Raw genomic sequence first — 13021 nt, 5'->3', positions numbered from 1 at the left:
CTACTCCGCGGCGTCGCGCTCACCGTGCACGTAGCGCACGATGCGGGTCAGCACGTCGGGGTCGGTCTCGGGCGGCACGCCGTGGCCGAGGTTCACCACGTGCGCGCGGGCGGCCTGGCCGCGCTCGAGCACGTCGTCGATGTGGGCCTTCAGCGCCGGCCAGGGGGCGGTCAGCATCGCGGGGTCGATGTTGCCCTGCACCGTGAACTGCTCGCCAAGAATCGCTGCCGCGTCGTCGAGCGGGATGCGCCAGTCGACGCCGACGGCGTCAACGCCGAGGGCCGTGATGTCGGGGAAGATGCGGTCGGTGCCGAGACCGAAGTGCACCTTCGGGACGTCGAGACCGCGCAGGTGGTCGAGGGCCCGCTTCGAGTGCGGGAAGACGCGGCGGCGGTAGTCCTCGCGCGAAAGCGAGCCGACCCACGAGTCGAAGAGTTGCGCGGCGCTCGCGCCCGACTCGACCTGGGCGCGCAAGAACTGACCCGTGACGTCGGCGCACCAGTTCAGCAGGGTCGCCCACGTCTGCGGGTCGGAGCGCATGAGCGAGCGCGCCCGAATCTGGTCCTTCGACGGGCCGCCCTCGACGAGGTAGGCGGCGAGGGTGAAGGGCGCGCCGGCGAAGCCGATCAGCGGCGTCGAGCCGAGCTGCTCGACGGTCTGCGCAACGGCCTGACGCACCGGGTCGAGCGCGGCCGGGTCGAGCGGGCGCAGTTTCAGTACGTCGGAGGCCGTACGCACGGGGGTGTCGAGCACCGGCCCGCGCCCGACGACGATGCGCACATCCACGCCGGCGAGCAACACCGGCACGACAATGTCGCTGAAGAAGATCGCCGCGTCGACGCCGTGGCGACGCACGGGCTGCAGCGTGATCTCGCTTGCCATGTCGGGCGTGAGGCACGCCTGCAGCATGTCGCCGCCGGCGCGCAGCTCGCGGTACTCGGGCAGCGAGCGCCCGGCCTGGCGCATGAACCACACGGGGGTGCGCTCGGGGCGCTCACCGCGGTAGGCGCGAACGAGGGGAGAATCGGCCGTACGGCCGTCAACGAGCGGATGCTCAGGCTTCAAAGACACGCCCCTCAGGATAGGCCCGCCGCTCGGGGGGTTCCTGACCGGCTCCTGCGCGGAAAACCCCCGGTCAGTGAAGGATGCTCGCGGCATCGTTCCTGAACGATCGGTCGGAAAGAGCGGCGTACCATTGTGCGAGTGCTCCTGTGCGTTACGGCGAACCATCGCAACACGCCGTTCGATCTTCTCGAACGGCTGTCGGTCGACGCTGAACGCCTGAGTGCGCAGGTCGCCGGCTCACACGACGCCGTGCGGGGCGCGGTCAGCATTTCGACCTGCAACCGCGTCGAGGTCTACCTCGACATCGACGCCCCCGACCTCAAGGCGCGCGAGATCGCATCCCGCGCCGTCGGTGACGCGCTCGACGGCCTTGCCGGCGTCGGCACGGCCGAGGCGCTGTCGAACGCGGAACTGCTGAACGACGCCCGCGCCGTGCACCACCTCTTCTCGGTGTCGGCGGGCCTCGAGTCGGTTGCCGTGGGCGAGGAGGAGATCGCGGGCCAGGTCAAGCGTGCCGCCGCTGCCGCCCGCGAGCTCGGCACCACCTCCCCCGCCCTCGACCGCGCCTTCCAGCAGGCGATCCGCACGGCTCGCGCCGCCCGCGCGGAGGGCGACGCGAGCGCGACTGGCCGCTCGCTCGTGCGCCTCGCGCTCGATCTCGTCGGCAGCCGACTGCGCGACTGGCAGGGCGTGAACGTGCTGCTGATCGGCACCGGGCAGTATGCGGCCACGACGGTTGCCGCTCTCCGTGAGCGGGGCGCCGACCGCATCCGGGTGTATTCGCCGACCGGTCGCGCGCAGGTGTTCGCCGAGCGCTCGGCCACCGAACCGACCAACGAGTTGTCCCCGTCACTGACGTGGGCGGATGTCGTCATCACCTGCACGACGCGACTGTCGGTCGACGTCGACGATGTTCCGCAGGACGCCACCTTCTACGCGGTTGATCTCGGTCTGCCCCGAAACATCGACCCGGAGGTGGGCGAGCTCGAGGGCGTGACGCTGCTCGACCTCGAGACGGTGCGCATGCACGCTCCCCTCGTGCAGTGGAGCGCGGCCGAGGATGCGCGCGCCGTGGTCGACGCTGCCGCGCACGAGTATTCGGCCCACGCGCAGGTCACGCCGGCGATTGTGGCGCTGCGCGAGCACGTCTTGTCGATCGTCGACGCCGAGATTGAGCGTGTTCGTCGCCGCGGCGATGACGGCCGAGCGGAGGAGTCGCTACGGCACCTTGCGGGCGTTCTGCTGCACACCCCGTCGACGCTGGCTCGCCAGCACGCGGCGCGCGGTGACGCGGATGCGTTCGGTCAGGCGGTGACGACGCTGTTCGGCATCGAGGTGGCCGAGCAGGCGGCTGCGGCCGCAGGGGGAGACGCTGCGGCGTCAGGCGCTGACGCGGTCGATGACGGCGAGCAGGGCGAGGCCGTAGGCCTCGGGGGCTGAGACGCTCTCGTAGCGGTGCTCGACGTCGTCGAGCTGCGCGGTGACGATGTAGCCGTCGTCGGTGCGCTCGAGCGATCGGAAGCTGCCGCGCAGCAGATCGCGCAGCTGGTCTTCGCGTGGAAGCCACAGTGCGTCGGCGACGTCGACTGAGTCGAGTGCCCATTCGGTGGTGCCGTTGAAGCCGAGCACGGTGCCTGTCGGGTAGTGGTGCGCTTCGATGGTGAGGTCGCTGACGGTGAAGATGTCGCCGTCGAGTTCGGCGCGGTCGATTTGGAATCGGTCGCCCGATTCGGGGTGCCACGCGAGGCCGGTGTCGCGGAGTTGCCGGGCGAGGGCGGTGCTGATCATGTCTTCACGGTGACAGCACGAACCGGATGCCACCTGTGCGGGGCATCCGGTTCGTGTGAGTGGTGCGGGTCGGGGGCCGCTTACTGTTTTCGGGTCAGTTCACGACCCCCGACCGCGCTGCGTGGGGCGCTGGGTTACGCCTCCACGCGACGGCGGGCGACGACCGCGCCGATGCCCGTCAGGGTGATGAGCAGTGCGATGATGCCGACTGTTCCGAGCATGCCGCTCGCGCCGGTGAGGGCGAGGGTCGGCAGGTCGGTCTCTTCGAGACTCAGCGTGGGCAGGTCGCAGGCGCCGGCCGCCGGAGCCGGGAAGCTGAGCGTCCACTCGGTCTGCGTCTCGAAGCCGAACCCGAAGCCCTGCAGGGCCACAGCCTCAACCTCGACGGTGCTGCCGGTTGTCGCGGTGTAGGTACCCGGTGCGGTGACCTGACCGTTGACGAGCCACTGCACACCCTCGACCGCGTTGAGCGTGTAGCTGCCGGCCGTGGTGCAGGTGGCCTGCGTGGTCGACAGCGTCGGGGTCACGAGCGGCGAGGTGACGAGGTCACAGCCTTCTTCCGGAAGCTCGAACTCGACGGTCAGCTCGGTGATCGACTCGGGTGAGAAGAACAACCCGGGCGTCTCGGGGTCGAGGCTCGCGGTGATAACCGGCTGGTCATCGATCTCAAGGCCGGTGAACACGCGCTGGTCCGTCTGCTCGCCGTCGACCGTCCAGATGACGCCGGGGGCGTCACTGAGCTCGATCGTGCCACCGAGGAGGCAGTCGTAGCTGTACTCAACGAAGGCATCAACGACCGTGGGGTCGCTCGCACAGAGCGGGCTCGCCTGCGGGTAGCTGAGGTCAACCACGAGGCTCGGGTTGACCGAGAGCGTCACCGAGCTGAGCGAACGGGTCCAGCCGAAGTTCTCGTCTCCGACGTTCGTCCATTCGCCGTCCGCGAGCTCCCAACCGGGCCAGCCAGCAGCCTGGCCGTCGACGACCGCGGCACCGGGCCACAGCACGCGACCCGAGAAGACGCCGTCTTCGACGGTGCCCTCAAGGTTGTCAAGCACAAGCTCGCGCTCGTTGCCCTCGCTGTCGAGGCCGCTGAAAATGATCTCCGCGTCCTCGAGTCCGGCCGTCGACTGGTTGTCGGGGTCGTTCAGCTCGATCGAGAAGAGGATGTACGGAACATCCGTCTCACAGGCGGTCGTTGCGATCGATCCTTCGAGCGTCGGCTCCTCACAGAGGCTCGAGTCGGGGCCAGCGAGTTGCTTCGTCACCGTCAGCGACTTCTCACCGTTCGGGAAGATGGTCCCGGTCGGAGCCGTGAAGACCACCGACACCGAGGTGCCGTCCTCACTGAACTGCGGCTCACCCGCGGTGACACCTTCACTGAAGCTCAGGGCACCCAGGGTCGCACCCGTCGCACACGTGGGATCAATCACTGTGAAGTCTGCCGTCACCTCGTCGCAGAGCTCGCGGTTGGGCAGCGGATCGATCGTGCCCGTGCGGGTGATCGAGTCGCGGAACTGGCCATCGACGAAGAACTTCGCACCCGAGTTCGCGGTGAAAACCACCTCGTACTCGAAGCCGTTCTCAGCAGCCGGAACCTGCGTCACCTCGGACGTCGCGTTGGCCAGCGTGAAGTCGACCTCCGACCAGTCCTGACCCAGATCACACGTGGCATCCGGCACCGACAGCGACGCCGTCGCCATTGCACACAGGGTGAAGTCGGGGCCGAGCAGCGGCTTCGTGACCGTGAGCGACTTCTCGCCACCGGCGAACGCGTAGCCCGCCTGCGCCGTGAAGGTCACCGACACCGATGTGCTGTCGTCACTGAACTGCGGCTCACCCGCGGTGACACCCTCGCTGAAGCTCAGGTCGCCCAGGGTCGACCCCGACAGACACGTCGGGCCGTTGACCGTGAAGTCGGCCGTGACCTCGTCACAGAGCTCGCGGTTCGGCAGCGGATCGATCGTGCCCGTGCGGGTGATCGAGTCACGGTACTGACCGTCAACCAAGAACTTCGCACCCGAGTTCGCGGTGAAAACCACCGCGTACTCGTAGCCGTTCTCGGCCGAAGGCTCCTGCGTCACCTCAGCGGTCGCGTTGGCCAGCGCAAAGCTCACCTTCGACCAGTCCTGACCCAGGTCACACGTGGCATCCGGAACCGTCAACGACGCGGTCGCCGTGGCACACAGTCGGAAGTCGGGGCCTGCGAGGTCCTTCGTCACCGTTAGCGACTTCTCGCCACCAGCGAATGCGAACCCGGGGAGTGCGGTGAACGTCACCGACACCGAGGTGCCTTCCTTGGCGAAGACAACGTCGCTGACCGAGACCTGCTCGTCATCGAAGATGTAGTCGCCCAGGGTCGACCCCGACAGACACGTCGGGCCGTTGACCGTGAAGTCGGCCGTGACCTCGTCACAGAGCTCGCGGTTCGGCAGCGGATCGATCGTGCCCGTGCGGGTGATCGAGTCACGGTACTGACCGTCAACCAAGAACTTCGCACCCGAGTTCGCGGTGAAAACCACCGCGTACTCGTAGCCGTTCTCGGCCGAAGGCTCCTGCGTCACCTCAGCGGTCGCGTTGGCCAGCGCAAAGCTCACCTTTGACCAGTCCTGACCCAGGTCACACGTGGCGTCCGGAACCGTCAACGACGCGGTCGCCGTGGCACACAGTCGGAAGTTCGGGCCCTCGGGAGTGAAGGTGAAGACCTTGGTCGTCTTCTGCCCCTCGAACAAGAAGCCCGGCTTCGCGGTGAACGTGATGACCTTCTGGCCGTTTTCGCCATCGGTGATGACGTAGCTCGACTGCTCGGCGTTGTACTCAAAACCCTGAACGTTCAGCGAGCTGCCCGTCAGGCAGTCTGCCGGTGTGATGTCGATGAAGGCCGTCGTCACGACACACTTCGTCAGGTCAGGCCCGGTCGGTGTAAAGGTGAAGATCTTCGTCGCCGCGCCACCCTCGAAGGTGTAGCCAAGGGCCGCCGTGAAGGTGATGACCTTCTGGCCGTTCTCACCGTCGGTAATCGCGTACGTCGACTCTTCGGCCACGAAGCTGAACTTGCTGGGGTCCAGCGCACTACCCGTAAAGCAGTCAGCCGCGGTGAACGCAATGGCGGCGTCGGTCACCTTCGGTGTGAAGCCACACAGCGAGGTGTCGTTCGTCGACGACGTCGAGTGCTTCAGGTTTTCCCAGAAGAGCGACATGCCGGCCTTCGGCCCACTGAGGCTGAAGAACTGCGGCTGGCCGGTGGAGACGCCGGTCTGGATCACATTGCCGCCGTCGTCCTTAACCGTCCACGCGACGCCGGCACGGTCGGACGTGACGCGCATGATGTACACGCCAGCGGGCCATGAGGTGGTGTCGTTCGCGTAGGCGAGGTTTGTCACGGGGCCCTCGACCTGCGTCTTGCACATGAACGTCAATTTCATGTCGGCGCAGAGTGTGCGGTCGGCTCCTGGCAGGGTGCCGGTCACCGTCAGCTTGGTGCTGCCGTTCGACAGCGTGTAAGTCTTGCCGTCACGTGTACCCGCAAGGCTCGGTGCGAAGGTCGTGCCCGAGTTCGCGGTGAACACCACCTCGAAGGTGCCGCCCTGCGAACCGTCCTTGGTGACAACGCCGGTCGCGTTCGCGACACCCGTGAAGCTGTTCGCCGTGATGGGCGATGCTCCTGCCACACAGGTCGCAACACCGACCGTCACGTCACCGGTTGCCGTTGCACAGGTGGCCGGGTTTGCATTGGGGAGGAAGCCGGTGAACACAACCTGCGTCCGCGCATCGTTCACACCAGGCGTGCCGATGGGGAAGGTTGCTGAGTCAATCGCGCGAGCGACGACGCGGTAGTTCTGGCCACCCGTGACATTGGTGTACGTGGGCGCGTCGAACCGCGCCTGGGTTGTCGTACCCAACACCAGTTTCGCCGGGCTCGTGCACGTCTCGGGAGTCACCGAAACCGACGCAGCCGCTGGGGTCGAGCCCTTACACACAATCCAGTGAGAAACAGCCTGGCCTGTGGGCGTCTTGTAGACCGTGCCCGCGGTGGGGAACTCGTATACCGCGTTGCCGAAGTTGTCGCCATTACCGCCCTTGACGATCAAGACTTCCCAGCGGTCGCCCGGCCATGACTGTTTGAACGTGTTCAGCTTCACGCCACCGCCGCTGAGGCCACCGTGCTCACCGCCACTTGCCGTGTGCTTGTAACACTCGACGGCGTGCGGGTAGAGGTTCTTCCAGTAACTGGCCTGGTTCATCTCCGACCCGTTATTGGGGTTCGCAAACGCGGTCGCCGCACCGCCCACGCTCATACCGAGCGCGAGGGCGAGCGTCGTGACCACGGCGAGAATTTTTCTGCGCAACATGGGTAACAGCTCCTGGGGGTAGGGAGCACTGCGCGCTCGACGAACGGGCGCGCGGCATTCGGGTAAGGGTGGTGCACGCGATGGGGGTCGCGTTACCGCCGCGGGTACGGCGGTTCGGGTTTTCGGGTAATTCAGCTACGGCCCTCGGCGAACGTCGGGTATGCCGAGTCCATAGACCTGCTCACTATAACCATCCTGAAAAAACCCCGACAACGTAGACGGTCTAGTCTGCCCGCAGGCTGGGGGTACCCCCGTTGTGAAGGATCAGTGCACCCACTCGAGCAAGTCGAGGCCGAAGGTGCGCATCGCGTCGAGCACGCGCAGTCGTGAGGCAAGGTCACGGTCATCGAACTGCACTGACAGCGCGTAGGTCAGGCCCGCGCGCGGCCCCCGCAGAACTCCCGCCTCCGAGCGAACGCCCACATCAGTCCCGGTCTTGTTGATCATCCAGGTGTTGTGTTCGACACCCTGGTGTGACAGCGGGTCTCTGCCGAACGCACTCGCCACCAACGAGAGGTCGGTGTTGAGCGAGAGCCAGCCCAGCACGCGATCACTCGTCTGCCGGTCGATGATTTGCCCGTGCATGAGGGCGTGAAACAGCCACGACAGCTCGGCCGCCGAGCCGACCGACAGTTGGGGGGCGTGGTCCGGGCCGCGGGTATCGCGCACGACGTCAAGTAGGGCGGTGCGCACGAGGCCGAGCTGTTCTGTTCGCGTGCGCACCGCATCCAGCCCGATCTGGCGCAGCAAAACGTTCGTCGCCAGGTTGTCGCTGGTTGCCCCGACCAGGGCGGCCAGGTCGCTGATGGGCATCGCCGGCGCCTGCAGGTGCCGCCAGATGCCACTGTCGGCGACCGCGTCGCGCGGCTCGCGGTCGACGATCGCGAAGTCCGACAGGCGGCGCTCGGTGAGGCGAGCGCTCACCTCGACGAGCAACAAAATCTTTCCGATGGATGCGGTGGGCAAGACGATCCGCTCGTCCACCGCAAAAATCGGCTGCCCCGAATCGAGTTCGAGCACCGCGACCGACACCCGCGCTCCCCCGTAGGCGAGCTGGCCGAGCGCCCGAAACGACGGACGGAATGACGGGTCGCGCGTGACCGCCGCGTGGCGCGCCGACGTCGGGGACGCGGCGCGCGCATCCCGTCGTCTCGTCAGCGGCGCATCGTTCACCAGATCGTGACCCGCTCCTCCGGCGCCAGCCACAGGGCGTCCTCGGCCGTCACGCCGAACGCGTCGTAGAACGCGTCGATGTTGCGCACGATCTGATTGCAGCGGAACTCGTTCGGCGAGTGCGGGTCAATCGACAGCAGGCGCAGCGCCTCTTCTGGGCGAATCGCGATCTGCCACGCCTGGGCCCACGACAGGAAGAATCGCTGGGCGCCCGTCAAGCCGTCGATCACCGGCGGCTCCTCGCCGTCGAGCGAGATGAGGTACGCCTTCCAGGCGATGCCGAGTCCGCCCAAGTCGCCGATGTTCTCGCCAATCGTGAGCGCGCCATTGACGTGGTGGCCGGGCGCCTCGCTCGGCTCAAGCGCGTCGTATTGGGCGATGAGCGAGCCCGTGCGCTCTTCGAACGCCGCGCGGTCGGCGGCCGTCCACCAGTCACGCAGGGCGCCGTCGCCGTCGTAGCGCGAGCCCTGGTCGTCGAAGCCGTGCCCGATCTCGTGCCCGATGACCGCGCCGATCGCGCCGTAGTTGGCCGCCGCATCCCGATTCGGATCAAAGAACGGGAACTGAAGGATCGCCGCGGGGAACACGATCTCGTTGAAGCCGGGGTTGTAATAGGCGTTGACCGTCTGCGGGGTCATGAACCACTCGTCGCGGTCGATGGGGGCGCCGATCTTCGCCAACTCGCGCTGGAACTCGAACTCGCCCGCCGCCCGCACGTTCGCGAGCAGGTCGCTCGCGTCGACGGCGAGCGCCGAGTAGTCGCGCCACGTCGCCGGGAAGCCGATCTTCGGGGTGAACTTCTCGAGCTTGTCGAGGGCGCGCTCGCGAGTCTCGGGCGTCATCCACTCCAGCGTCTCGATCGACTGGCGGTAGGCGGCGATCAGCATGGCGATGAGCTCGTCCATCTGCTCTTTCGCCTGCGGCGGATAGTGCCGTTCGACGTAGACCTTGCCGACGGCCTCGCCCATCGCGCCCTCGACGAAGGCGACGCCGCGCTTCCAGCGGGCGCGCAGCTCGGGGGCACCGGTGAGGGTGCGGCCGTAGAAGTCGAAGTTCTGGTTCACAAAGTCGCTCGACAGGTACGCGGCCATCGAGCGGATCACGTGCCAGCGCAGCCAGTCTTGCCAGTCGGCGAGCGGGGTGTCGGCGAGCACGGCGACAAAACCCTCGGTGAAGTCGGGCTGACGAACGACGACCTCGCCGAATGCATCGGCGCCGATGCCGTAGCCGTCCCGCCAGACGGCGAGATCGACCGAGCCGGCGAGCGCCTGCCAGTCGGCCCACGAGCGCAGGTTGTAGGTGGCCTGGGCGTCGCGGTTCTTCACCGTCGACCAGTGGTGCGCGGCGAGCGCCGTCTCGAGCGCGATGATGCGCTCGGCGCGGTCGCCCGCGTTCTCAAGGCCCGCGAGCGCGAGCATCTTCTCGACGTGGGCGCGGTAGGCGGTGCGGGTCGCGGCGTGCGCGTCTTCCCGGTAATACGACTCGTCGGGCATGCCCAGGCCGCCCTGCTCGACGAAGATGATGTACCGCTCGGGGTCTCCCGGATCGTTGTCGATGAAGAGCTGCAGCGGGCCGCTGACGCCCTGGCGCTGGAGGCGTCCGATCGTCGCGAGCAGCGCATCCTTGTCGGCGACGGCGTCAACCTCGGCGAGCAGCGGGGAGAGCGGTTCGGCGCCGAGCGCGTCGATGCGGTCCTCGTCCATGAACGAGGCAAACAGGTCACCGACCTTGCGCTCTTCCGTACCGGGCTCGGCGCCCTGCGCCTCTTCGATGATCGTGCGCACGGCCTTCTCGGCCTCCTCGGCCAGCACCATGAACGAGCCGTAGCGCGCCTTATCGGCGGGGATCTCGGTGCGCGCGACCCAGCGGCCGTTCACGTGCCGATACAGGTCGTCTTGCGGTCGGATGCTCGGGTCGAGTTCGTCGCGGATGATGCCGCTTGCGAGGTCTGCAGTCACGAAGATCGAGCCTAATCGCGGCGCCCCATGACCTCCATGGGAAATGTGGCGGCAAGGAAACACGCTGCGGCAATGACCGCGAGGGTGACCAGGGCGGCGGCGGGCGACGCGAGAGCGGCAACACCCCCGGCCACCGGGTAGGTGAGGGCGTACCAGGCGTGCGAGGTGGAGAACCGAGCGGCGAAGACCGCGGCATGCGCGTCGGCCGGCACCTCGCGTCGAATGAAGCGGGCGCTCGGCGTGCTGATCGCACTCGACGCGACGCCGAGCCCCAACCAGACGACGACGATCGCCGACAGGGTGAGCGTCTCGCTCGCGGCCATGGCGGCCGTCGCCGCGAGGGTCGCCGCCGCCAGCATCGCACCGCCGCGCATCACCGCGGCGTCGCTGACGCGACGCAGCAGAGCGCCGAGCGACAGCGCGAGCGCGATCGATCCGAGGCCGAACGCGACGAGAGCAGCGGCGAGCGGTGTCGCGGGGTCACCGGGGGCCGCGTCGCCCACCAGCACAACGGTCAGCACGAGCACGGTCGCGTAGACGGTCGCCGTCGCGCCGTCGAGCACCGCCGCAAAGCGTGGACCCGGGGTGCGTGCAAGCGTGCGCACCCCAACGCTCAGTCGGCGCCGGAACCGCTCGCCGCTCGCGCCGACGAGCCCCAGCGACCCCGCCGCAACAACCGCGACGGCAGAGAGCACGAACCCGGCCCCGGTGACGGCGAAGAGTGCTGTCGTCGGCACGACCAGTACGAGCACGGCCGCGAGCGGCGGGCTCACGAGCGACTCGAGGTCGTACGCGAGTCGCGACAGCGACTGGGCCGCGGTGTAGTCGCGCTCCTCGGGCAGCACACGCGGGATCACTGCCTGATAGCTCGGCGTGAACACCGCTGACGCAAGCTGCAGCAGCGCGATGCCGACAAATAGCTGCCAGGGGGTGGTGACCGTGACGAGGGCGACCGCGACGAGCATCCGTATCGCGTCGGCGGCGATGAGCACCGCGCGACTGGAGCGCCCGGCGAGCAGCGCCGTGGCGATCGGCGACACCACGACGTACACCGCGATGCGAATCGTGAGGGCGGTGGCGATGACGGCCGACGCTTGTGCGGCATCGAGGTCAACCGCAACGAGAGCAATCGCGACCGTGAGCAGGCCCGTCGCGACGAGCGACGAGACCTGCGAGGCAAAGAGCGCCGCAAACCGGCGGTTGCGCAGAATGCGAATCATGTCGCCTGGCGCGGGGCGGCTGGGGCGATGGGCACGCAGTCATTGTGGTGCACGGCGGCGGATAGCGTTGGCTCGTGCTGCGCTGCCGTGTGACTTCGCTCGATCGCGACATTCTGCGACTCGCGGTGCCGTCGCTGGGGGCGCTCGTCGCCGAGCCGGTGTTCGTGCTGACCGACACGGCGATGGTGGGGCACCTCGGTGCCCCCGCGCTTGCCGGGCTGGGCATCGCCAGCACGGTGCTTCAGACGGCGGTGGGGCTCTTGATCTTTCTCGCCTACGCGACGACGCCGATCGTCGCGCGGCGCCTCGGTGCGGGCGACCGACCGGGCGCCCTCTCGGCCGGCGTCGATGGCCTGTGGCTCGCGCTCGGCCTCGGCGTGGTGCTGCTCGCGACGCTGCTGCCCCTGTCGCCGGTGATCGTCGGCGCGTTTGGGGTCGAGGCGGCCGTGGCGACCGCTGCGCTCGACTACCTCACAATCGCGTGGTGGGGCATTCCGGGCATGCTGCTCGTGCTCGCCGCCACCGGGGTGCTGCGGGGGCTGCAAGATGCCCGTACCCCGCTCATCGTCGCCGCCGCCGGGTTCACCGCGAACATCGCCCTCAACGCCGCCCTCATCTACGGCCTCGGCCTCGGCGTCGCCGGCTCGGCGCTCGGCACGGTCATCGCGCAGTGGGGCATGGCGGCGGTGCTGGTCGCCCTCGTGGTGCGCGCGGCCCGGCGCGAGCACGCTGCGCTGCGCCCCAGCGCGCTCGGCATTCGCGCGGCGGGCCAGGCCGGATCGTGGCTGCTCGTGCGCACCCTGAGCCTGCGCATTGCCCTCGTCGTGACCGTGGTGGTCGCCGCCGAGCTCGGCACCGACGAGCTGGCCGCGACGCAGATCTGGTTCGCGTTGTACAGCCTGCTGGCACTCGCCCTCGACGCCCTCGCGATCGCGGGCCAGGCGCTCATCGGCCACGACCTAGGCGCCGGCAACGTACCCCGCGTGCACGCCATCACCCGGCGGCTCGTCGGCTGGGGCGTGGGGGTGGGTGTTGCGCTCATGGTTCCGCTGCTGGCCGCGACACCGCTGCTCACCATCGCCATGACGAGCGACGATGGCGTGCGCGCGCTGATCCCGCTCGCCGTGGTCACGCTCGCCGTCGGGCTGCCCCTCGCCGGCCTCGTCTTCGTGCTCGACGGCGTACTGATTGGGGCGGGCGACGGGCGCTACCTGGCCGTGACGGGCATCCTGAATCTGATCGCCTACCTCGCTGTACTTGCAATCGCGATCGGGATGCTCAGCACCGGTCTCGCGGGCCTCTTCCTGTCGTTCATGATCGGCTACCTCGCGGCGCGCGCGGCCACGCTCGGCTGGCGCGCCCGGGGCACGCGGTGGATCGTGACGGGAGCGTCGCACAAGACCGGCGGCGAATAACCGAACGCCCCCACCGGGTGGTCGTCGATGGCGGGGGCGCTCGGGGTGTGACG

At 68.2% G+C, this 13021-nt stretch carries 8 protein-coding genes; 2 read left to right on the top strand and 6 right to left on the bottom strand.

Annotated elements, in window-relative coordinates; genetic code table 11:
• Complete coding sequence (gene hemE, locus EV141_RS08600; protein WP_130485549.1) at positions 1-1071, bottom strand: uroporphyrinogen decarboxylase; 1071 nt, start codon at positions 1069-1071, stop codon at positions 1-3.
• A gap of 132 nt (positions 1072-1203) precedes the next feature.
• On the opposite strand from hemE, the gene EV141_RS08595 reads away from it, so the two are divergent.
• The gene (locus tag EV141_RS08595) at positions 1204-2505 is read left to right on the top strand and encodes a glutamyl-tRNA reductase (protein WP_130485548.1); all 1302 of its coding nucleotides are present in this window, start codon (positions 1204-1206) and stop codon (positions 2503-2505) included.
• On the opposite strand, the gene EV141_RS08590 is transcribed toward EV141_RS08595, so the two are convergent.
• The 5 genes from EV141_RS08590 to EV141_RS08570 form a co-directional block, all read right to left on the bottom strand.
• The gene (locus EV141_RS08590) at positions 2446-2853 is read right to left on the bottom strand and encodes a pilus assembly protein CpaE (protein ID WP_130485547.1); all 408 of its coding nucleotides are present in this window, start codon (positions 2851-2853) and stop codon (positions 2446-2448) included. The two genes, EV141_RS08595 and EV141_RS08590, sit on opposite strands and share 60 nt — an antisense overlap.
• A 134-nt stretch (positions 2854-2987) precedes the next feature.
• A complete protein-coding gene (locus EV141_RS08585) occupies positions 2988-7202 on the bottom strand; it encodes a hypothetical protein (RefSeq protein WP_130485546.1) in 4215 nt (1404 codons plus the stop codon).
• Between the two features lie 264 nt (positions 7203-7466).
• Positions 7467-8408 carry a serine hydrolase gene (locus EV141_RS08580; protein WP_241969188.1) on the bottom strand — a complete coding sequence of 314 codons (942 nt, stop codon included), beginning with the start codon at positions 8406-8408 and terminating at the stop codon, positions 7467-7469.
• Positions 8372-10333, bottom strand: a complete 1962-nt coding sequence (locus EV141_RS08575; protein ID WP_130485544.1) for a M13 family metallopeptidase — start codon at positions 10331-10333, stop codon at positions 8372-8374. The genes EV141_RS08580 and EV141_RS08575 overlap by 37 nt, the downstream gene beginning before the upstream one ends.
• Before the next feature lie 11 nt (positions 10334-10344).
• Entirely contained in the window at positions 10345-11553 is a 1209-nt protein-coding gene (locus tag EV141_RS08570; protein ID WP_130485543.1) for an MFS transporter, read from the bottom strand.
• Positions 11554-11627: 74 nt separating this feature from the next.
• On the opposite strand from EV141_RS08570, the gene EV141_RS08565 reads away from it, so the two are divergent.
• Positions 11628-12968, top strand: a complete 1341-nt coding sequence (locus EV141_RS08565) for an MATE family efflux transporter (protein ID WP_311768252.1) — start codon at positions 11628-11630, stop codon at positions 12966-12968.
• Positions 12969-13021 lie beyond the last annotated feature (53 nt).

Origin of the sequence: Microcella putealis, from assembly GCF_004216575.1 — a bacterium.
Lineage (GTDB): Bacteria > Actinomycetota > Actinomycetes > Actinomycetales > Microbacteriaceae > Microcella > Microcella putealis.
Note: the sequence above shows the minus strand (reverse complement) of the source record. Positions and strands in the feature narration are given on the sequence as shown.

Coding starts and splice junctions, on each gene's coding strand:
- EV141_RS08590 (WP_130485547.1), bottom strand. CDS start 2,853: ATGATCAGCACCGCCCTCGCCCGGCAACTCCGCGACACCGGCCTCGCG.
- EV141_RS08570 (WP_130485543.1), bottom strand. CDS start 11,553: ATGATTCGCATTCTGCGCAACCGCCGGTTTGCGGCGCTCTTTGCCTCG.
- EV141_RS08585 (WP_130485546.1), bottom strand. CDS start 7,202: ATGTTGCGCAGAAAAATTCTCGCCGTGGTCACGACGCTCGCCCTCGCG.